Here is a 21526-nt window from a genome sequence, read left to right as displayed (position 1 = left end):
GTATAGAATGACGAAAGGGAAGATTGTAAAGGCATTAAGTGGTTTTTATTATGTAGAGGCTGATGATCAGGTTTATCAATGTAGAGGTAGAGGACTGTTTCGAAAACAAAAGATTAATCCGCTTGTTGGAGATGATGTAGAAATTGATATTCAGGACGACGGGGACGGCTATGTTGTTCAAGTTAATGAGCGTAAAAATGAACTAATACGTCCTCCAGTTGCTAACATTGATCAGGCAATTATTGTGACGTCAGCAACTCAGCCAGAATTTAATGCTCTTTTACTTGACCGTTTTCTCGTTTTAGTTGAATCCAATGGCATTGAGCCTGTTATCGTTATATCCAAAATGGATCTAATTGATGAAAAAACAAATGAAAAAATGATGCAATTTAAAAAAGAATACGAAAAAATGGGTTATCCTGTCCTTCTAAGTTCTGCGAAGGTTAAAGAGCAAGCGGATATGATTATCCCTTTTATTGAAGGGAAAACGTCTGTTATAGCTGGCCAGTCAGGTGTAGGGAAATCTTCTTTGTTAAATGCTTTAAAACCTGGATTGAATTTGGAGACGAATATTATTTCAGAGAGTTTGGGTAGAGGAAAGCATACGACGAGGCATGTAGAGTTAATTTCATTGTGTGGTGGACATGTTGCGGATACTCCGGGCTTTAGTTCGTTAGAGTTTACGGAAATAGAAGTCTCTGATCTTACGTACTACTTTCCTGAAATGCTAGAACGTATTAATGATTGTAAGTTTAGAGGCTGTCAGCATCATAAGGAACCAAAATGTGCAGTGAAGGAAGCTGTTGAAATAGGAGAAATTAGTTCTCTCCGTTACAATCATTATTTACAGTTTTTGGACGAAATTCACAATAGGAAGCCGAGGTATTAGTCATGACGAAAATAGCACCTTCCATTTTATCAGCTAACTTTGCAAAATTAGGTGATGAAATTAAAGATGTAGAAAAAGCAGGGGCTGACTATCTTCATATTGATGTAATGGATGGACATTTTGTGCCAAACATTACGATTGGTCCTTTCATTGTAGATGCGATTCGACCTATTACCGATCTTCCATTAGATGTACACTTGATGATTGAAGATCCAGACAAATATATCCCTTTGTTTGCAAAGGCTGGTGCAGATTTTATAACGGTTCACCAAGAAGCATGTACCCATTTGCATCGAACAATTCAATTAATTAAAGGGGAAGGGGTTAAAGCGGGAGTTGTTTTAAACCCAGCCACATCTGCTGAGTTAATACGTCCAATTTTACAGGATGTGGACCTTGTACTACTAATGACTGTTAATCCAGGCTTTGGTGGTCAAAAGTTTATTTCCTCGGTTGTTCCAAAAATTAGTCAAATTGCCAAATGGAGAGAGGAAGATGGTTTGCATTTTGATATTGAAATTGACGGTGGCGTTAATGTGAATACGGCAAAAACATGTGTAGATGCTGGTGCTGATATATTAGTTGCTGGAAGTGCTGTCTTTAATTTTCCTGATCGGAAGCAAGCAATTGATAATATTTTACAATCTATTCGATAGCTGCCAATAGGCAGCTATCTTCATTTTTCTCGAAATGAAATACGAATAAGGGTGATTCAGATGAAAATTGTGGGCGTAGTTGGGGGAGGTCCTGCACAAGATCTTCCTGATTTAAAAGAATATGATTCTGATTCTGTTTTCTGGATTGGAGCTGACCGTGGGAATTTAACATTATTGGAGCATAATATTATCCCGCAAATAGGGGTGGGAGATTTTGATTCTATTAATGCGGATGAAATGCTTACGATTGATCAGTGTTCGATAAAAATAGAAACGTATTCTACCCAAAAAGACGAAACTGATTTAGAACTCGCCATCCAAAAAGCAATAGAAATAAATCCAGACATTATTTATCTCTTTGGGGTAACTGGTGGAAGATTAGACCATGAGCTTATCAATATTCACATGCTTTATCGGATTGAAAAAGCAGGAATAAAAGGGGTATTGATAAATAAATCAAATTGGATAGAACTAAAACTTCCTGGTATGCATAAAATTGAATATGAGCCTAAATTTAAATATATTTCGTTCATACCACAGAGCCTATCGGTTTTAGATTTGACTTTAGAAGGATTTATTTATCCATTAAAGGACAAAGAGGTACAATTTGGATCAACACTTTGTATTTCCAATCAGTTAAATGGAAAAATTGGTACTTTTTCCTTTACCTCAGGCATATTAATAGTTGTAAAGAGCCGTGATGTGCTGGATTAATGTACGTCATTCTTATTATTCGTTAGGTTTTGGGTCTTTGACTTTGAAGGTTAGAGGAGGGGGAACAATTGAAATTTTATACGATTAAACTCCCAAAGTTTCTCGGTGGGATGGTTAGAGCAATTATTGGTATATTCAAAAAAGATTAATTGCTATACCATAACTTTAATCAAAGTTGGGCAAAACAATGAAAAAAAGCTGTCGAGGATATCGACAGCTTTTTTCATTGATTAATATGCAATTATGTCTAGCTGTGCCGCCAATCTCCAAGGGGCTATTGGCGCTTGCGTTTTTAACACTATAACTTAAACGCGTTCAATTTTGCCTGATTTAAGCGCACGAGCTGAAACATAAACACGTTGAGGTTTGCCATCAATCATAACGCGAACTTTTTGTACATTTGATTTCCACGTACGTTTATTTGCATTCATCGCATGAGAACGCGCATTACCTGTACGAGTTTTACGTCCAGTAACAACACATTTACGAGCCAATGTAATCCCTCCTACCTGTGAATCATTCTAATACTTTCTTCATAAAAATGAAGAATAGTATGCCAACCATAAAGGTCGATCGGTTTTCAGCCGATTAAAGGACAATTTCACGATTGATAAACCATAAGATTATCAACTGATCTTTTGTTTTAAGTCATTACATACTTAATCAATTTATCACAATACTATTAAGAATGCAATGCTCTACATATAATAATATCAAGTTAAATATCTTGACATCACATGATTTTTATTTCATTGTATTAGAGGGGTATTGCAATCATACATACCTTATCTTTTAAAACAATATCCTTTGTAGTAAAATAACCATAGCTAGAGTTAAGTTGAAGAGGAGGATTTATATGTCCATTGACTTACAAAATGAATACGGTCATGTAACCATTACTACAGAAGTTATTTCGACTATTGCTGGTGGTGCTGCTGTTGAATGCTACGGAATTGTTGGAATGGCCTCAAAGAAACAATTAAGAGATGGGCTTGCTGAAATTTTACGTAAAGAAAATTATTCAAAAGGTGTCGTCGTACGTCAAGAAAACGATGAAATACATATTGATATGTATATCATTGTAAGCTACGGTACAAAAATTTCGGAAGTCGCACACAACGTTCAGAATCAAGTGAAATATACGCTAAGTAAAACGGTAGGTTTAAACGTTGATTCTGTAAATATTTTTATACAAGGTGTTCGAGTAACGAATTCTTGACAATAGGCTATTGACGCATGAAGGAGGATATAGGAGTGACAACGGTACAAAAGATAGATGGAACAGTGTTCGCGCAAATGGTTCTTTTGGGAGCTAACCATTTAACAAATAACACAAAAATGATTGATGCATTGAATGTTTTTCCGGTTCCCGATGGTGATACGGGCACTAACATGAATTTAACGATGACTTCTGGTGCTGCAGAAGTAAGAAAGTTAAATGAAAGTCATGCTGGTGTCGTAGCTGAAACTTTAGCAAAAGGCTTATTGATGGGTGCTAGAGGTAACTCTGGAGTAATTTTATCACAATTATTCCGTGGTTTTTCTAGATCCGTAAAAGAAAAAGATTCCCTAACGGCTGTTGATTTAGCTGATGCGTTTGAAGCAGGAGTAGAAACAGCATATAAAGCTGTAATGAAGCCTGTAGAAGGTACAATTCTTACCGTTGCGAAGGATGCTGCAAAGGCAGGTAAAAAATCTGCCAAAACGGCTAAAGATGTTGTACAGTTGATGGAAATTGTTTTAGATGAAGCGAAAAAATCCCTACAAAGAACTCCTGACCTTCTACCTGTTTTAAAGGAAGTTGGGGTTGTTGATAGTGGTGGGCAAGGTCTCGTTACTGTATACGAAGGATTTCTTGCATCTTTGAAAGGTGAAGAACTTCCTGAGACGTCTGTGTCAGGTCCTGGCATGGATGATATGGTTAACGCTGAACACCATAAAATGCACCAAGACTTCATGGATACATCCGAAATTGAGTTTGGTTATTGCACAGAGTTTATGGTGAAATTTGAGGAAGATAAATTAGCTGAAAACGCTTTTAACGAAGATGATTTCCGTAATGCATTAAGTAACCATGGGGATTCCTTGCTTGTTGTATCGGATGAGGAAATCGTAAAGGTGCATATCCATGCTGAATATCCTGGTGAAGTGTTAACATATGGTCAACAATACGGAAGCTTGATCAACTTAAAAATCGAAAATATGCGTGAACAACATACGTCTATTGTTGGTGACAAACAGGAGAAAAAATCAGCACCAAAAGAAAAGAGTGAATTTGGAATTGTAACAGTTGCAATGGGTGATGGAATTAAGAAGTTGTTTGAAAGTCTTGGTGCTACAGTTGTTATTGAAGGCGGTCAAACAATGAATCCAAGTACGCAGGACATTGCGGAGGCTATTAACAAGGCAAATGCAAAAAAAGTACTTGTCATGCCGAACAATAAAAATATTTTAATGGCAGCAGAGCAGGCGGTTGAGTTAGCAGAATGTGAAGTTGCTGTTATCCCAACAAAAACAGTTCCTCAGGGAATGAGTGCCTTACTCATGTTCCATCCTGAACAATCCTTAGACGAAAATAAAGCAGCCATGCAGGAAGCGGCTGAGTCTGTAAAGACAGGTCAAATCACATATGCTGTTCGTGATACACAAATTGAGGGTATAACGATAGAAAAAGGAAACTTCATGGGGATTGCTGATGGCAAAATCCAATCCTCACATCAAAACAAATTAGAAGTTATCAAGGAATTGTTAGCTAATTTAATTGATGATGAAGAGGATGAAATCATTACCATTTTACAAGGTGAAGATGGTACAGATGAGGAAGTTGAAGCAATAGAGAGTTATTTAGAAGAGAACTTTGAGGATCTTGAAGTCGAAGTTCATAAAGGGAATCAACCTATTTATTCATTTATTTTCTCTGTTGAGTAAGTTCAAACGTGTTGGAATGTTTTCCAACACGTTTTTTTCTGCCATAATTAGTAGTGGAATAATTTAGAAGGCCCAAAAGTAGAATAGTATTTGGCAAGCGACACATTTCTAGATAAAATAAGAGTAAGGAAGTCTGTTTTCAACCCTGACTTAAGGAAGGTGAAAATTACGATGAAATATAGATCAGTTTTTGATATTATTGGACCTATTATGATTGGGCCATCTAGTTCCCATACCGCTGGTGCTGCTAGAATTGGACGTATGGCAAGAAAGCTCTTTGGACGAGAGCCAAAGTGGGCAAATATTCACTTGTACGGTTCTTTTGCGAGCACATATAAAGGACATGGTACAGACGTTGCCATTATTGGAGGATTATTAGATTTTGATACGTTTGATACACGGATTAGTGAATCTATTAATATAGCAAATGAAAAAGGCATGAAAATCAATTTTATTGAAGAAGATGCAGTTCCTGAGCATCCAAATACAGCCAAAATTCATATTGGTGATGATGATGCTAGCCTTGAATTAGTTGGTATTTCTATCGGTGGAGGTAAGGCGGAAATTACAGAGTTAAATGGATTTGATTTAAATCTTTCCGGGCATCACCCTGCTATTTTAGTTTTGCATAATGATCGCTTCGGAGCGATTGCAGCAGTCACGCAAATATTAGCTAAATATGAAATTAATATTGGTCGAATGGAAGTGTCCAGGAGAGAGCAAGGAAAAGAAGCGCTAATGGTTATTGAAACAGACCAAAACATTGATGTTCAGATCATTACGCAATTAGAAAAAGAGAATAACATATTACAGGTCGTTAAGGTTTCAGAGTAAAGGATTATTTCGAAACCGCTTACATGAAGGGGGTTTTTCTTTTGTTTCGTAATGTGAAGGAATTAATTGAATTAACTGAAAGTCAACATATATCCATTTCCGAAGTGATGATAAGACAGGAAATGAAAGTAACGGAAAAATCACGTGAAAAAGTGATGGAGCAAATGGAAGCAAATCTAGAAGTAATGGAAAAGGCTGTAGAGGATGGTCTTAAAGGAGTTCAATCTCGTTCGGGTTTAACTGGTGGGGATGCTGTGCTCATTCAAAAATATATGCAAGAAAAAGAACCATTATCTGGCTATTTACTTTTAGATGCTGTTAGTAAAGCGGTAGCTACAAATGAAGTCAACGCTGCAATGGGAATTATATGTGCAACCCCTACTGCTGGCAGTGCTGGATGTGTTCCTGGTACACTATTTGCAGTAAAAGAAAAATTAAAACCAACAAGAGAACAAATGGTTCGTTATTTATTTACAGCAGGGGCTTTTGGGCAAGTTGTTGCAAATAATGCGTCTATTTCAGGTGCAGCAGGTGGATGTCAAGCAGAAGTGGGCTCTGCAGCTGGAATGGCAGCAGCGGCTATTGTGGAAATGGCAGGGGGTACCCCAGCTCAATCTGCTGAAGCGATGGCCATAACATTAAAAAACACACTTGGTTTAGTATGTGACCCAGTAGCTGGGCTTGTAGAAGTACCTTGTGTAAAACGAAATGCAATGGGTGCTTCGCAAGCGATTGTCTCAGCTGATATGGCTTTAGCTGGTGTAACAAGCAGAATTCCTTGTGATGAAGTAATTGATGCAATGTTCAAAATTGGGCAGGCTATGCCTACCTCATTAAAAGAAACAGCACAAGGTGGTTTAGCAGCAACACCAACCGGTAAAAGATTAGCAGAAATGATATATGGAAGTTCGAAATAATTGGGAAGTCCTTATAAAATGTGAAGGTTAATACATTTCCCTATAATAAGAGCTAAATAGAAAGAGTGAGTTAGTTGTTGTCAAATGAACCGGTATCCAATATTAAAGGTATTGGCGAGAAAATGGAGGCAGAGTTAGCGGAAATAGGAATTCATAGTGTGGAAGACTTTCTTAACTATGTCCCATTTCGATATGACATAAAAGAAATTAAACCGCTAACGGAACTACAACATAATGAAAAGGCAACATTAGTAGGGAAGGTTGTTTCAGAACCTTCCCTGACCTTTTATGGCCGAAAAAAATCTAGAATTGTCCTTACTTTAGAAGTGGAACATATAGCTGTTAAAGCTGTCTTTTTTAATCAAGCTTTTGTGAAAAAACAGTTACAACGAGATGATATAGTTACCGTCACAGGAAAGTGGGACATGCATCGCCTTCAAATTACAGTTAGTCAATTTAAAAAAGGTACAGTGAAAACAAACGATACTATTCAACCAGTTTATCCGCTTAAAGGAGATTTAACGTTACGCTCCTTACGGAAAAATATGAAAGCAGCCTTACATACATATGAGAAGCAAATAGAGGAAACGTTACCAGAAGAATTTTTAACGAATTATAAAATACCTTCAAGGTCACAGTCTTTAAAGCAAATTCATTTTCCAGATAACCGAATCTTACTTAAACACGCTAAAAGAAGGTTTATTTACGAAGAATTACTTCTTTTTCAATTAAAGATGCAGCTATTAAGGAAACAAAAAAGAGAAGCGGCTAAAGGAACAGCCAAAGAAATAAATAAAAAACTTGTTCAAGATTATGTACAAAAACTACCTTTTGCACTAACAGGGGCTCAGCAAAAAGTAGTAAAAGAAATTTTGCGTGATTTGGAATCTGCATATCGCATGAATCGACTTTTACAAGGAGATGTTGGTTCCGGTAAAACCGTAGTGGCTGCAATTGGTCTTTATGCTGCTTTAACTGCAGGCAAGCAAGGGGCACTTATGGTACCAACAGAAATTTTGGCTGAGCAGCACTATGACTCCTTAAAAGAACTTTTCGAAGGTTATGGAGAAATTGTGTTACTCACAGGCTCGGTAAAGGGGAAAAAAAGGAAGGAAATATTACGTAAGTTAGTGGAAAATGAAGCGGATATAGTCATTGGTACACATGCCTTAATACAAGATGATGTATTTTTCCACGACTTAGGATTTGTCATTGTGGACGAACAACATCGATTTGGTGTGGAGCAACGGCGTACGCTACGGGATAAAGGTCTGTTTCCTGATGTATTATTTATGACAGCAACCCCTATACCGAGAACGATGGCAATCACTACATTTGGAGATATGGACGTATCGATTATTGATGAAATGCCAAAAGGTAGAAAGCCTGTGGAGACTTTTTGGGTAAAAGACAATATGTTAGAGAGAGTATTGAATTTTATTCAAAAAGAAGTTCAACAAGGGCATCAAGCATATATGATCTGTCCACTAATCGAAGAGTCGGACAAGCTTGACATTCAAAATGCAGTAGATGTGTATCATCAATTAGAAGCCCATTTTCCAGAATCGATAAAAGTGGGACTAATGCATGGTCGACTCCATTCTGATGAAAAAGATGAGGTAATGAAAAAGTTTGCTAATAATGAAGTGCAAGTTTTAGTTTCCACTACTGTCGTTGAGGTTGGGGTTAACGTTCCGAATGCAACCGTAATGGTAATTTATGATGCGGAACGATTTGGATTGTCTCAGTTGCACCAGCTAAGGGGAAGAGTTGGACGTGGACATGCGCAAAGCTATTGTATTTTAATGGCCGACCCAAAAGGGGATGTCGGAAAAGAAAGAATGCGAATTATGACCGAAACAAATGATGGATTTGAATTATCGGAAGAAGATTTAAAGCTTAGAGGTCCTGGAGATTTTTTTGGAAAAAAACAAAGTGGACTTCCTGAATTTAAAATGGCAGATCTCATCCAAGACTATCGTGCATTAGAAACGGCAAGGCAGGATGCTGTTACGATAATCGAATCAGGAAAGTTTTTCAGTGACCCCGCATATGCTCCGTTACGTCACTTGGTGGAAAAAGATGCGGTTATTCAAGGGCAAATTTTAGATTAAAACCGTTGCATTTGGTTTTTAGGTATTATATATTACTATTAGTACCTAGTCATAAAATGGACGGTGTAAAATATGAGAACAAGTAAAAAAGATAGACAAGAAAAACTAAAAGAAACTATAAAAGAAATGCCCTTTATAACAGACGAGGAATTAGCTTCCAAGTTTGGTGTTAGTATACAAACGATACGTCTAGACCGAATGGAATTATCCATACCGGAATTAAGAGAACGAATAAAATCAGTGGCCACTCATCAGTGGAATGAAACGGTAAAAGCTTTACCAATTGATGAAGTGATTGGTGAAATTGTAGATTTAGAGTTAGATGAACGTGCTATTTCCATTTTGGATATACGTGAGGAGCATGTTTTTTCACGTAATAAGATTGCTCGGGGGCATCATTTGTTTGCCCAAGCAAATTCGTTAGCTGTTGCAGTGATAAATGATCAACTTGCATTAACTGCTAAGTCAGAAATACGTTTTACGAGACAGGTTCTTCAAGGTGAGCGTGTAGTCGCAAAAGCCTCAGTAAAAGGGCATGATGATAAAGGGAGAGCTATTGTTGATGTAAATAGTTATGTAGAAAATGAACTCGTTTTTAAAGGGACCTTTGAAATGTATCGCTCAAATGATTGAAAAAGGAGAGGCGAATAAATGAAACTAGCAATTGACGCAATGGGAGGAGACAATGCACCAGAGGCTATAGTAAAAGGAGCATGTCTTGCTGTTCAAGATAGAAGTGATTTGCAGATTGTGTTAATAGGTGATGAGGAAAAGATTAAACCTCATCTATCCACAACTGATAGAATTGAAATTATACATACGACTGAAGTTATTTCAAGTGAAGATGAGCCAGTTCGAGCCGTTCGTCGTAAAAAAAATGCTTCCATGGTATTAATGGCTAACGAAGTGAAAGAAGGGCGTGCAGATGCTTGTATTTCTGCAGGTAATACGGGTGCTCTAATGAGTGCAGGTCTTTTTATTGTTGGTAGAATAAAAGGAATTGACAGACCAGCTTTAAGCCCAACTTTACCAACAATAGACGGTTCTGGATTTTTATTATTAGATGTAGGAGCAAATGTAGATGCAAAGCCTCAGCACTTACTACAATACGGAATAATGGGATCTATTTATGCCGAACAGGTCAGAGGAATTTCTAATCCTAAAGTTGGTCTCCTAAATGTTGGGACAGAAAATCAAAAAGGTAGTGAGTTAGTTAAAAAAGCTTATACATTGCTTGAAGAAGCGCCAATCAATTTTATTGGAAACGTGGAAGCAAGAGATTTACTAGAAGGTGTTGCTGATGTTGTTGTCACCGATGGATTCTCAGGTAATATCGCTTTGAAATCAATTGAAGGTACAGCACTTTCGATGTTTAAGATGCTGAAGGAAGTATTCTACAGTAGTTTAAAGACGAAAATTGCTGCAAGTGTCATGAAATCGGATTTAAAAACATTAAAAAGTAAGCTGGATTATTCCGAATATGGTGGTGCTGGGTTGTTCGGTCTAGCAGCTCCTGTCATAAAGGCTCATGGATCCTCTAATGACACAGCCGTTTTTAGTGCGATTAAGCAGGCGTGTCAATTAGTGGAACAAAATGTAACGACCAAAATTGAGGAAACAGTAAAACGAATGAAAATGGAGGAAGAGGAGGAACAAGAATGAAAAAGGTAGTATTCCTTTTCCCAGGCCAAGGGTCACAAGAAATAGGTATGGCAAAAGCTTTTTATGAAAAAGATGATGAAGTGAAACAACTGATTGACAAAGCCGAAGAAATTTTAAACGTACCTATTAAAACACTAATGTTTGAAGGGCCACAGGAAGAGTTAACGAAAACGGAGCATGCTCAACCTGCTTTACTTTTAACAAGTGCCGTTATTACAAAGGTACTTGAAAAAGAAGGAGTTAAACCTGTTATGGCAGCAGGGCATAGTTTAGGAGAATATAGTGCTCTCGTATGCGGATCTTCGTTGCAAGTAGAGGATGCACTTAAGCTCGTGCAAACGAGAGGAAGGTTAATGGAAAAAGCCTATCCTTCAGGCAAAGGGGCTATGGCAGCTGTGCTGGGGTTAGATGAAGACACAGTTGATCGTATCACATCTGAAGCCTCTTCTGATGAAGAAGTAGTTGACGTTGCTAACTATAATTGTCCTGGCCAAATTGTTATTTCTGGAACAAAATCCGGAGTCGAAAGAGCATCGGAAGCTTTAAAAGAAGCGGGAGCAAAACGAGTAATTCCACTAAACGTAAGTGGCCCGTTCCATTCTCGTTTAATGGAGTCCGCGAGTGTGGAATTTAAAAATGTGCTACATGATACAACTATTCAACACGCAAATATACCAATATATGCAAATGTTACAGCTAGTCCAACTCAACAGAGTGAAGAGATATACGATTTACTAGTTCAACAACTATATTCACCTGTACGTTTTTCAGAAACCATTTCTAATATGATGGAACACGATATAGATGCTTTCGTGGAAGTAGGAAGTGGAAAAGTCTTATCTGGATTAGTTCGTAAAGTAAATAGAAGAATGAAAACATTCGCCATTCAAGACCCAGATTCACTACATGAATTTTTAAATTGGTATAAGGAGGTTGAGTAATGTTAGAAGGTAAAAGTGCACTAGTTACTGGAGCATCAAGAGGAATTGGACGTGCGATTGCATTAGAATTAGCAAAGAACGGTGCTAAAGTAGCTGTTAACTATGCAGGAAGTGAACAAAAAGCCAATGAAGTGGTAGAAGAAATTAAAAAGAATGGTGGAGAAGCCTTTGCTATTCAAGCTAATGTTTCTTCTGATGCAGATGTAAAAGACATGGTTAAACAAGTAATTGATACTTTTGGCAGTTTAGATATTCTTGTTAATAATGCTGGGATTACGAGGGATAATTTATTAATGAGAATGAAAGAAGAAGAGTTTGATGAGGTTATTCAAACAAATCTTAAAGGAGTATTTTTAACGACGAAAGCAGTTACTAGACAAATGATGCGCCAAAAAAGTGGTCGTATTATCAATATAGCATCTATTGTGGGTGTTTCTGGTAACGCGGGGCAAGCTAACTATGTAGCAGCAAAAGCTGGTGTTATTGGATTAACAAAAACAACGGCAAAGGAGCTTGCTACACGAAATGTATTAGTAAATGCTGTTGCTCCTGGATTCATTACGACGGATATGACAGATAAACTACCTGAAGAAGCAAAAGAAAGTATGTTAAGTATGATTCCACTAAATCGCTTAGGGAATCCAGAAGACATTGCACGTGTTGTTAGATTTCTAGCATCTGATGATGCAAACTATATGACAGGACAAACCCTTCACGTTGACGGTGGAATGGTAATGTAGTGTATATTGGGTGTCAGTCACTTATCGAAATCGTGTTAGAATTTCGGCAAGTGACTGGCACCCGACACAAACTGTCTACCAAATTAAATTGGCAGTAGGGTACCAGAAAGGGGGTGAACGAAAGTGGCAGATGTATTTGAAAGAGTAAAAAAGGTTATCGTTGACCGTTTAGATGTTGATGAGTCTAAGGTGACAATGGAAGCATCTTTTAAAGATGATTTAGAAGCTGATTCTCTAGATGTTGTTGAATTAGTTATGGAGCTTGAAGATGAGTTCGATATGGAAATCTCTGATGAAGAAGCTGAAAAGATTTCAACTGTTGGCGATGCTGTAAACTACATAAACAGCATTCAGTAACGCATATATAGAAAGTCCTGCTCATAAGCGGGGCTTTCTCATTATTATCACAACAAAATGATGGATAGGTGGGCATTCTTCGTGAATTTTGATCAATTTCAAGAAAAAATTGGTGTTTCCTTTAAAAACCATCATCTACTCCGCAAAGCTTTTACCCATTCATCTTATGTGAATGAGCATCGTTACAATGAACTAGAGGATAACGAACGACTTGAATTTTTAGGAGACGCCGTGTTAGAACTGGCTGTATCACAATATTTGTTTAGAAAGTTTCCTAAGATGAGTGAAGGAGAACTAACGAAGTTCCGAGCGTCTATTGTATGTGAACCTTCTCTCGTCCATTTTGCTGAGGAGTTAGAATTTAATGAATTAGTTTTACTTGGCAAAGGGGAAGAAATGACCGGGGGAAGAACACGACCTGCTTTATTAGCAGACGCGTTCGAAGCCTTTATCGGCGCTCTATATTTGGATCAAGATTTTGATGCAGTTCTCCAGTTTTTAGAAACGTTCGTATTTCCAAGTATTAAACCAGGTGCTTTTTCTCATGCGATGGATTACAAAAGCCTATTACAAGAAGTCGTACAACAAGAAAAAGATGGACAAATTGAATATGCAATTGTGGAAGAGAAGGGTCCAGCACATAATCGTGAGTTTGTAGCGAATGTGTATATTCAAAAGAATATATTTGGGTCTGGAAGTGGTCGAACAAAGAAAGAAGCAGAACAACATGCTGCAAAAAAGGCTTTAGAGAAGCTTAAAATTAAGCATCATTAATGAAAAGAACCCTTATCATTTGCGATAAGGGTTCTTTGTGCTTTAGGGGAAATTTAGATAGCACGAATATGCTTGTTCCTTAGGTTATCCCCTTGTTGGTTTACTCTTTTCACTTAACTCGATACTTACTTAATTCATCGATAATGGCGTGAATTTCTGCTACACTTACTCTTCCTTTTGCTTTCACCATTTCATAAATAGATTTCAAATCATCGTAGTCTTTTAAACTAAAATCTTTTGGATCTAATATAGAACGGTTAATAACTTGTAACTGTTCAGCTAACTCATGAATAACAAAAGATAAGTTCTGTTCCGTTGCCTCATTCAAATTCATCACTATGCTCCTCCAAACCTTATTAATACTTAGGATGTTCTTCTTAACTTATATAAACTATGATAAAATATACTAAGCTAAAATAAAACAATTAATAACATTTCGTGAAGAAAAACAATAAATAGAGAGATAACAGGGGGAAAAGAATATGTTCCTCAAACGTTTAGATACAGTAGGATTTAAATCGTTTGCTGAAAGAGTATCAGTTGAGTTTGTTCCAGGAGTTACAGCTGTAGTTGGCCCAAATGGTAGTGGGAAAAGTAATATTACGGATGCCATTCGTTGGGTATTAGGGGAACAATCTGCTAGATCTCTTCGTGGATCTAAAATGGAAGACATTATTTTTGCTGGTAGTGATACACGAAAAGCTCTTAACTTTGCAGAGGTTTCTTTAGTTTTGGATAATGAAGATAGTGCCTTACCGATTGATTATCAGGAGGTAAGCATTACAAGACGAGTGTATCGTTCAGGGGAAAGCGAATTTTTAATTAACCAACAAAGCTGTAGACTAAAAGATATTATCGATCTTTTCATGGATTCTGGTTTAGGTAAAGAAGCGTTTTCTATTATAAGTCAAGGAAAAGTAGAGGAAATATTAAGTTCGAAGGCAGAGGAAAGAAGATCTATTTTCGAAGAAGCAGCAGGTGTATTGAAATATAAACAACGAAAAAGAAAAGCGGAAATGAAACTCGCGGAAACACAGGAAAACCTTTACCGAGTGGAAGATATTATCCATGAAATAGAGGGACAACTGGAGCCACTACAAAGGCAAGCAGAAACGGCTCAAGAGTATTTAAAGAAAAAAGATGAATTACAGCAATTTGAAGTGTCTCTTCTCGTTACGGAAATTGAATTATTACATGAGCAATGGGAAAAATTACTAAAGGAAATCGAAATAAAAAAGCAAGAAGCTTTACATAAGCAAACCGACATCAATCAAGAAGAGGCTAAAATCGAACAAGAGAAATATGCAATTCAACGTTTAGATGAATCGATTGAAAATTTACAAGGTACGTTATTAACATTAACGCAAGAGTTGGAAAACTTAGAAGGCCGTAAAAGATTATTTCATGAGCGTTGGAAGCATTATGAAGAAAATAAAGGTAAATTAACGCAAGAGCAACAAAAGGCTTATGAGAAAATCACCCAATTAACAGACCAGCTTGAAGCAGAAGATACGAAATTAAAAGCATATGCAGCTGAAAGAAATAAAACGAAAGAAAGCATTACCACGTTAACGGACAAAACAGGTAGTTCTCAAGTCAGTTTGGAAGCGACTATTGAAGAATTAAAGAGTGATTATATTGAGCTTTTAAATGAACAAGCGGCTAAGCGAAATGAAACCCAAACAATAGACCGTCAGCTGGAACATAACAAAATGAAAGAAGCAAAAATGACGGAGCGCTTTCAAGATTTGATTCAGCAAAGGGAAACGATAAACAATGATAAGCAAGAAATGTTCAAAAAGTATGAAGCGAAACAACAGAACAGAATGCAAAAGGAAAAGGAATTTTCGTCCTTAAAAGCCGAGATTCAAAAAGATAATCAGTACATTCAGGAGCAACAACAGAAGCTTTATCAAGGTAATCAATTACTACAAAAGCTCCAATCAAAAAAAGAAATGCTAGAAGAAATGAAAGAAGATTTTGCAGGGTTTTTTCATGGCGTAAAAGCAGTTTTAAAAGCAAGAGACCGAAATCAGTTGCAAGGAATACATGGTGCTGTAGCGGAGAAAATTGATATTCCAAACGAATTTATTGTAGCGATTGAAACAGCTCTTGGGGGACAAGCTCAGCACATAATTGTACAACATGAAGATGCTGCCCGGGAAGCAATTAATTGGTTGAAACGTACGAACAATGGTCGGGCAACATTTTTACCATTAACATCTATTCAATCAAAAGATATACCATCTGGATTAATCAGTAAAATTACCAATCATCCAGGTTATGTTGGAATTGCGGAAGAATTGCTAACTTATGATTCCAAATATGAAAAGGCATTAAAGTCCCTATTGGGGAATATTGTCATTACGAAAACCTTAAAGGATGCCAACGATATCGCATCCCAGTTAGGTAGACGGTACCGTATTGTCACCCTTGAGGGGGATGTCGTGAATCCTGGGGGATCTATGACAGGTGGAGCTCAGAAGAAGACCAATCATTCCTTATTTACCCGTGAAAAAGAACTAGAGGAAGCTAGCGTTAGATTGGTTGACTATGAAGCGAAGACTTTAGCCTTTGAAAAAGAAGTAGAAAAGCTAAGAGAATCCGTTAAAGCAAAAGAGAACTTATTAGAAGACTTTGAAGTACAGCTAGCAGTACTTCGTAATGAAGAACACGCCCTAAGTGGTCAGTATCGAGAAATTGAATTAAAGTTATCCAATATTAATGATCACCTGTCTTTATATGACCAAGAACAACAACAATTTTCTAATGAAGAATCAAACTTAGTTCATGCAAAAAAAGATATATCGAAAAGATTAATACAAATAGAAGAAACCGCATCTGCTGTTCAGGAAAAGATAAAGAAGCTATCTGATGAGTATACAAGTATGCAAGAAAATCGAGAAAAGCTAACAGGTGAATTAAACAAGCTTCAAGTTGTTTTAGCAGAGCAAGAAAGCAACGTTAAAAATCAAAGGGAAAAAGTGAACGCATTAACCGAACAAATCTTTGACTATGAAGAGCAGAAGCGAAATGTGGAAAAAGAACTACATGAATTAGAAGTACTTAAAGAACAAGGACAAACCTCTGAAGAAATAGATAAAGAAACGGAACAAAAAAGAAAACATAAAGTGGAAACGGAATTAAAAGTTAGACAAAAACGGGAAGAAAGACAACAAAAAATTCAAGCGACAAATGATATGGAACGAGAATTAAAAGAGGAAAATAGAATATTAAACCAAATGACATCTGATCTTCAAGAAAAAGAAGTGAAAGCGAATCGCTTAGATGTGGAATTGGAAAATCGCTTAACTCTCTTACAAGAAGAATATACAATGTCATTTGAAAAAGCGAAAGCTGACTTTGGGAAAACAGATAATATTGAAGAATCAAAACAAATGGTAAAATCGATTAAACGGGCTATTACCCAATTAGGGAACGTTAATCTTGGAGCAATTGATGAATATGAGAGAATAAAAGAAAGATATGAATTTCTATCATCACAACAAGATGATTTGAATGAAGCGAAAGCAACACTATACTCGATAATCAAAGAAATGGATACAGAAATGGTCAAACGTTTCGAGGTAACCTTCTTCCAAATACAAAAGGAGTTTTCCGTTGTATTCACGGAGTTGTTTGGTGGAGGTAGAGCAGATTTAAAACTCACAAATCCAGAAGACATGTTAGAAACAGGTGTTGATATTGTGGCGCAGCCTCCAGGTAAGAAGCTACAAAATCTAGGGCTGCTATCTGGTGGAGAACGAGCTTTAACTGCAATCGCCCTTCTATTTGCAATTTTGCGTGTTCGTCCTGTACCATTCTGTGTACTAGATGAAGTGGAAGCTGCACTTGATGATGCGAACGTTAATCGATTTGCTCAATATTTAAAATTCTTTAGTGAACAAACACAGTTTATCGTTATTACCCACCGAAAAGGTACAATGGAAGAAGCAGACGTCCTATATGGCGTTACGATGCAGGAATCTGGTGTATCCAAATTAGTGTCTGTGCGTTTAGAAGAAACAGAAAAAATGATACAAGCTTAGAAAGGAAGACTTATTTTGAGTTTTTTCAAAAAGTTAAAAGAGAAATTTAACAAACAGTCAGAAGAAGTTTCGGAAAAGTTTAAAGAAGGACTAACAAAAACAAGAGATTCTTTTGCATCAAAAATGAATGATTTAGTAGCTAAATACCGAAGTGTCGATGAGGAATTCTTTGAAGAGCTTGAAGAAGTATTGATTTCCGCTGATGTTGGCGTCCAAACGGTAATGGACTTAATGGAAGAGCTAGAGATGGAAGTGAAACGACGTAATATTAAAGATACAGCGCTGGTTACAGAAGTTATTTCTGAAAAACTTGTTGAAATCTATTACGGTCAAGATAATGAAGAAATTGAAAAACTAAATATTCAAGAAGATGGGCTTTCCGTAGTTCTTTTTGTTGGGGTTAACGGTGTTGGAAAAACAACGACAATCGGAAAGCTTGCCCATCGTTTAAAAGAAGAAGGAAAAACGGTCATGTTAGCTGCTGGTGATACGTTTAGAGCTGGAGCAATTGAACAGCTTGAAGTATGGGGAGAGCGTGTTGGTGTAGAGGTAATTAAGCATAGTGAAGGCAGTGATCCTGCAGCAGTAATGTATGATGCTGTTCAAGCAGCTAAATCCCGTGGTGTAGACGTCCTTCTATGTGATACAGCTGGTAGATTACAAAATAAAGTAAACTTAATGAATGAGCTAACAAAAGTGAAGCGTGTTATTACACGAGAAGTTCCTGATGCACCTCATGAAGTGTTACTTGTTTTAGATGCGACAACAGGGCAGAATGCCATGAGTCAGGCAAAAACTTTCTCCCAAGCTACAGATGTGACTGGGATTGTTCTATCTAAATTAGATGGTACTGCGAAAGGTGGAATTGTATTAGCCATTCGTAACGAACTATCTATTCCGGTTAAATATGTAGGTTTAGGTGAAAAAGTGACAGATTTACAGCCATTTGATGCCCATGCTTTTGTTTACGGATTGTTTTCCAATTTAGTAGACAATCAGCAGAAGGAAGAATAAGTTATACTTGACCAACGGTATTCTATCCGTTACTATAATTAAGTGTAAAGGCTTTTCACTTAACAAGGGGTGCTAACTTTGTTACAAAAAACTACCCGGATCAATTTTTTGTTCGATTTTTATCAAGAATTGCTTACACCAAAGCAAAAAAGCTACATGCAAATGTATTACTTAGAAGATTTTTCTCTAGGTGAAATTGCTGAAGAATTTGAAGTCAGTAGACAGGCAGTCTATGATAATATTAGAAGAACAGAATCTATGCTGGAGGAATATGAGGAAAAGCTTCTTCTTTATGAGAAGTTTGAAAAAAGACAGAATCTTATTTCTCAGTTGAAAGAAAGCATAGATGTCTTAGAAGAAAACAAAAAAACCGAGCTGTTAGCACTGTTGAATCAGTTCGAGAACCTTGATTAGGAGGGCGGCTTATTATGGCATTTGAAGGGTTAGCCGACCGACTGCAAAAAACCATACAAAAGATTAAAGGAAAAGGGAAGGTTTCAGAGGCAGATGTAAAGGAAATGACACGTGAAGTCCGCCTTGCATTGCTAGAAGCTGACGTTAACTTTAAAGTTGTTAAAGATTTTGTGAAAAGGGTTAAAGAAAGAGCAGTTGGACAAGAGGTAATGCAAAGCTTAACTCCTGGACAACAAGTTATTAAAGTTGTAAAGGAAGAGCTTTCTGATTTAATGGGTGGGGAGCAAAGCAAGATTGCTGTTGCGAACAAACCACCGACTGTTATTATGATGGTTGGTTTACAAGGTGCAGGTAAAACAACGACAACTGGTAAACTTGCCAATCATTTGCGTAAAAAACATAACCGAAATCCATTGTTAGTTGCTGCCGATGTCTATCGTCCAGCAGCTATTAACCAACTACAAACACTAGGTAAGCAATTAGGAATGTCAGTTTTCTCTTTAGGAACAGAAGCAAATCCTGTCGATATAGCTAAACAAGCAATGGAATATGCAAAAGCAGAACATCATGATTATGTCATTATTGATACTGCCGGACGGTTACACGTAGATGAAAAACTAATGGGTGAGTTACATGAAATTAAATCCGAAGTTTCGCCAAATGAAATATTCCTTGTTGTAGACGCTATGACTGGGCAAGATGCTGTGAACGTAGCAGAGAGTTTCAATGAACAACTCGATGTCACAGGTGTTGTATTAACAAAATTAGATGGGGATACACGTGGTGGTGCAGCTCTTTCTATTAAGGCTGTTACAGGTAAGCCTATTAAGTTTGCTGGGATGGGAGAAAAGCTTGATCAACTAGAGCCTTTTCACCCAGAACGAATGGCATCTCGAATTCTTGGAATGGGTGATGTGTTAACACTTATTGAAAAAGCCCAAGAAAATGTAGATGAGCAAAAAGCAAAGGATTTAGAGCAAAAAATGCGTTCCATGTCCTTTACTTTTGAAGATTTTCTAGAACAGATGCAACAGGTGAAAAATATGGGTCCACTAGATGACCTATTAAGCATGATGCCTGGTGCTAGTAAAATGAAGGGTATGAAAAACCTTCAAGTTGATGAAAAGCAAATTAGTCATGTAGAAGCAATTATCCAATCGATGACAAAGGCTGAAAGAATTAATCCTGAAGTCATGAATGCAAGTCGCAAAAAAAGGATTGCTAAAGGTTCAGGAACCTCTGTTGCGGAAGTGAATCGTCTATTAAAGCAATTTGAAGAAATGAAAAAGATGATGAAACAAATGACTAACATGGGTAAAAAAGGGAAGAAAAAAGGTGGCTTCAAGTTACCTTTTATGTAAGCCAAAACAACAAAAATCATTTAAAAAAGCTTATTTTCTCAATCTTTTTTGAATGTAATGCAAAAATACTTTACAGACATAAAAATGTCTGCTACAATCTAAACTTGTGAAAAACAATTTTGTGGAGGTGTAAATCAATGGCAGTTAAAATTCGCCTTAAGCGTATGGGTTCTAAAAGAAAACCATTCTATCGTGTAGTTGTAGCTGATTCACGTTCTCCTCGTGACGGACGTTTTATCGATCAAATTGGAACATATAATCCAGTTATTGAACCGGCTAATGTTCAATTAGATGAAGAAAAAGCTTTAGACTGGATGTCAAAAGGTGCTAAACCAAGTGACACAGTTCGTAACCTTTTCTCAGAACAAGGCATCATGAAGAAATTCCATGACTTGAAAAACCAAAAGTAAAGTAGTGTGATATCATGAAAGCCTTAATTGAAACGATTGTTCGCCCACTTGTTGATCATCCGGAAGCAATAGTGATAACAGAAGAAGAAAATGAATATAAAATTCGTTATCATTTAACTGTCCACGAAAATGATGTGGGGAAAGTTATTGGCAAAAATGGTAGAATAGCTAAAGCAATTCGTACAGTTGTGTATGCAGCTGGTTCTGATGTAAACAAGAAAATATATTTAGACATAATGTGATCAACAGGGAGAGGGATAACCTTTCCCTTTTTTTCACCCTTCAACTAATGGTATTTTTTTACATATATGACTGTGTGTCAGTCGCCTAAGCAAGGCCTTTTTAATAAAGGGGGGTTCCCTATGAGGGTTATTCGGAAAACGAAGGTTAAACAGGTGATCACCAAGAAAAGTAAGGATGCTATTGTTGAAAAGTTTCAAAGACAATATAGGCAACTTGAAAATGAGTGTCATCAGTTACAATTTGAAAAAAGGAAGCTCTCAGCCAAAAAGGGGATTTCTCCTTCAGATGTAAACAAGCGGTTTCAAAAAGAAATAGATCGTAGACAAAATAAGATGAAGTGGTTGGAATATCAATTGGAGCAATTGGATATTTTACCAATAGGTAGTGAGATTACGGAAAGTGAAGTAGACGAGCTAATAGATATTAAAGTTGGAGATTCTTGGACAGACTTAATGGGAGACAGATCGATTGTAGTAGAAGACGATATTGTAATACGAATTGACTAAATG

The 21526-nt window shown here is 36.9% G+C and carries 24 protein-coding genes; 22 read left to right on the top strand and 2 right to left on the bottom strand.

The genetic code is table 11. The features are described from left to right. The first annotated feature begins 7 nt into the window (after positions 1 to 7). The 4 genes from rsgA to spoVM all read left to right on the top strand — a co-directional run bounded on the left by rsgA (position 8) and on the right by spoVM (position 2408). Complete coding sequence (rsgA, locus tag HNQ94_RS06930; RefSeq protein ID WP_174495503.1) at positions 8 to 889, top strand: ribosome small subunit-dependent GTPase A; 882 nt, start codon at positions 8 to 10, stop codon at positions 887 to 889. 2 nt (positions 890 to 891) lie between these two features. Then, on the top strand, positions 892 to 1545 hold the full coding sequence (gene rpe, locus HNQ94_RS06925; protein ID WP_174495502.1) for a ribulose-phosphate 3-epimerase: 654 nt from the start codon (positions 892 to 894) through the stop codon (positions 1543 to 1545). 60 nt (positions 1546 to 1605) lie between these two features. Next, entirely contained in the window at positions 1606 to 2259 is a 654-nt protein-coding gene (locus HNQ94_RS06920) for a thiamine diphosphokinase (protein ID WP_174495501.1), read from the top strand. A gap of 68 nt (positions 2260 to 2327) precedes the next feature. After that, positions 2328 to 2408: a stage V sporulation protein SpoVM gene (gene spoVM / locus HNQ94_RS06915; protein ID WP_174495552.1), complete on the top strand. Its 81-nt coding sequence runs from the start codon at positions 2328 to 2330 to the stop codon at positions 2406 to 2408. A 156-nt stretch (positions 2409 to 2564) separates the two neighbouring features. Here spoVM and rpmB read toward each other — a convergent pair whose 3' ends face one another. Beyond that, a complete protein-coding gene (gene rpmB / locus HNQ94_RS06910; RefSeq protein WP_174495500.1) occupies positions 2565 to 2753 on the bottom strand; it encodes a 50S ribosomal protein L28 in 189 nt (62 codons plus the stop codon). 362 nt (positions 2754 to 3115) lie between these two features. Here rpmB and HNQ94_RS06905 point away from each other — a divergent pair, with 362 nt between their 5' ends. The 11 genes from HNQ94_RS06905 (at position 3116) to rnc (ending at position 13526) form a co-directional block, all read left to right on the top strand. Then, positions 3116 to 3478, top strand: coding sequence for an Asp23/Gls24 family envelope stress response protein (locus HNQ94_RS06905; RefSeq protein WP_174495499.1), 363 nt, complete (start codon positions 3116 to 3118; stop codon positions 3476 to 3478). A gap of 77 nt (positions 3479 to 3555) precedes the next feature. Then, positions 3556 to 5187: a fatty acid kinase ATP-binding subunit FakA gene (locus HNQ94_RS06900; RefSeq protein ID WP_246199953.1), complete on the top strand. Its 1632-nt coding sequence runs from the start codon at positions 3556 to 3558 to the stop codon at positions 5185 to 5187. Positions 5188 to 5358: 171 nt separating this feature from the next. Further along, entirely contained in the window at positions 5359 to 6021 is a 663-nt protein-coding gene (sdaAB, locus tag HNQ94_RS06895; RefSeq protein ID WP_174495497.1) for an L-serine ammonia-lyase, iron-sulfur-dependent subunit beta, read from the top strand. Positions 6022 to 6062: 41 nt separating this feature from the next. Further along, the gene (gene sdaAA / locus HNQ94_RS06890; RefSeq protein WP_174495496.1) at positions 6063 to 6938 is read left to right on the top strand and encodes an L-serine ammonia-lyase, iron-sulfur-dependent, subunit alpha; all 876 of its coding nucleotides are present in this window, start codon (positions 6063 to 6065) and stop codon (positions 6936 to 6938) included. Positions 6939 to 7015: 77 nt separating this feature from the next. Next, positions 7016 to 9052, top strand: a complete 2037-nt coding sequence (recG, locus tag HNQ94_RS06885) for an ATP-dependent DNA helicase RecG (protein WP_174495551.1) — start codon at positions 7016 to 7018, stop codon at positions 9050 to 9052. 72 nt (positions 9053 to 9124) lie between these two features. Further along, positions 9125 to 9685: a transcription factor FapR gene (fapR, locus tag HNQ94_RS06880; protein ID WP_174495495.1), complete on the top strand. Its 561-nt coding sequence runs from the start codon at positions 9125 to 9127 to the stop codon at positions 9683 to 9685. 18 nt (positions 9686 to 9703) lie between these two features. Then, on the top strand, positions 9704 to 10714 hold the full coding sequence (gene plsX / locus HNQ94_RS06875) for a phosphate acyltransferase PlsX (RefSeq protein WP_174495494.1): 1011 nt from the start codon (positions 9704 to 9706) through the stop codon (positions 10712 to 10714). Beyond that, positions 10711 to 11655: an ACP S-malonyltransferase gene (gene fabD / locus HNQ94_RS06870; RefSeq protein WP_174495493.1), complete on the top strand. Its 945-nt coding sequence runs from the start codon at positions 10711 to 10713 to the stop codon at positions 11653 to 11655. The genes plsX and fabD overlap by 4 nt, the downstream gene beginning before the upstream one ends. After that, positions 11655 to 12395: a 3-oxoacyl-[acyl-carrier-protein] reductase gene (gene fabG / locus HNQ94_RS06865; RefSeq protein WP_174495492.1), complete on the top strand. Its 741-nt coding sequence runs from the start codon at positions 11655 to 11657 to the stop codon at positions 12393 to 12395. The genes fabD and fabG overlap by 1 nt, the downstream gene beginning before the upstream one ends. 123 nt (positions 12396 to 12518) lie before the next feature. Beyond that, positions 12519 to 12752 (top strand): acyl carrier protein, encoded by a 234-nt coding sequence (gene acpP / locus HNQ94_RS06860; RefSeq protein ID WP_174495491.1) that lies wholly within the window; start codon positions 12519 to 12521, stop codon positions 12750 to 12752. A gap of 57 nt (positions 12753 to 12809) precedes the next feature. Next, positions 12810 to 13526: a ribonuclease III gene (rnc, locus tag HNQ94_RS06855; protein WP_174495490.1), complete on the top strand. Its 717-nt coding sequence runs from the start codon at positions 12810 to 12812 to the stop codon at positions 13524 to 13526. A 109-nt stretch (positions 13527 to 13635) separates the two neighbouring features. Here the strand turns inward: rnc and HNQ94_RS06850 are convergent, their stop codons facing one another. Then, positions 13636 to 13860 carry a DUF1128 domain-containing protein gene (locus HNQ94_RS06850; RefSeq protein WP_174495550.1) on the bottom strand — a complete coding sequence of 75 codons (225 nt, stop codon included), beginning with the start codon at positions 13858 to 13860 and terminating at the stop codon, positions 13636 to 13638. 148 nt (positions 13861 to 14008) lie between these two features. Here HNQ94_RS06850 and smc point away from each other — a divergent pair, with 148 nt between their 5' ends. The 7 genes from smc to HNQ94_RS06815 all read left to right on the top strand — a co-directional run bounded on the left by smc (position 14009) and on the right by HNQ94_RS06815 (position 21523). Next, complete coding sequence (smc, locus tag HNQ94_RS06845; protein WP_174495489.1) at positions 14009 to 17575, top strand: chromosome segregation protein SMC; 3567 nt, start codon at positions 14009 to 14011, stop codon at positions 17573 to 17575. Between the two features lie 15 nt (positions 17576 to 17590). Beyond that, positions 17591 to 18589 (top strand): signal recognition particle-docking protein FtsY, encoded by a 999-nt coding sequence (gene ftsY / locus HNQ94_RS06840; protein ID WP_174495488.1) that lies wholly within the window; start codon positions 17591 to 17593, stop codon positions 18587 to 18589. 78 nt (positions 18590 to 18667) lie between these two features. After that, positions 18668 to 19003, top strand: coding sequence for a putative DNA-binding protein (locus HNQ94_RS06835; protein WP_174495487.1), 336 nt, complete (start codon positions 18668 to 18670; stop codon positions 19001 to 19003). 14 nt (positions 19004 to 19017) lie between these two features. Beyond that, entirely contained in the window at positions 19018 to 20364 is a 1347-nt protein-coding gene (gene ffh / locus HNQ94_RS06830) for a signal recognition particle protein (RefSeq protein WP_174495486.1), read from the top strand. Positions 20365 to 20501: 137 nt separating this feature from the next. Continuing rightward, positions 20502 to 20774 carry a 30S ribosomal protein S16 gene (gene rpsP, locus HNQ94_RS06825; protein ID WP_174495485.1) on the top strand — a complete coding sequence of 91 codons (273 nt, stop codon included), beginning with the start codon at positions 20502 to 20504 and terminating at the stop codon, positions 20772 to 20774. A gap of 14 nt (positions 20775 to 20788) precedes the next feature. Further along, entirely contained in the window at positions 20789 to 21016 is a 228-nt protein-coding gene (locus HNQ94_RS06820) for a KH domain-containing protein (protein ID WP_174495484.1), read from the top strand. Positions 21017 to 21136: 120 nt separating this feature from the next. After that, entirely contained in the window at positions 21137 to 21523 is a 387-nt protein-coding gene (locus tag HNQ94_RS06815) for a YlqD family protein (protein WP_174495483.1), read from the top strand. Positions 21524 to 21526 lie beyond the last annotated feature (3 nt).

Source organism: Salirhabdus euzebyi, from assembly GCF_014207435.1.
Taxonomy (GTDB): Bacteria; Bacillota; Bacilli; order Bacillales; family Alkalibacillaceae; genus Salirhabdus; species Salirhabdus euzebyi.
Note: the sequence above shows the minus strand (reverse complement) of the source record. Positions and strands in the feature narration are given on the sequence as shown.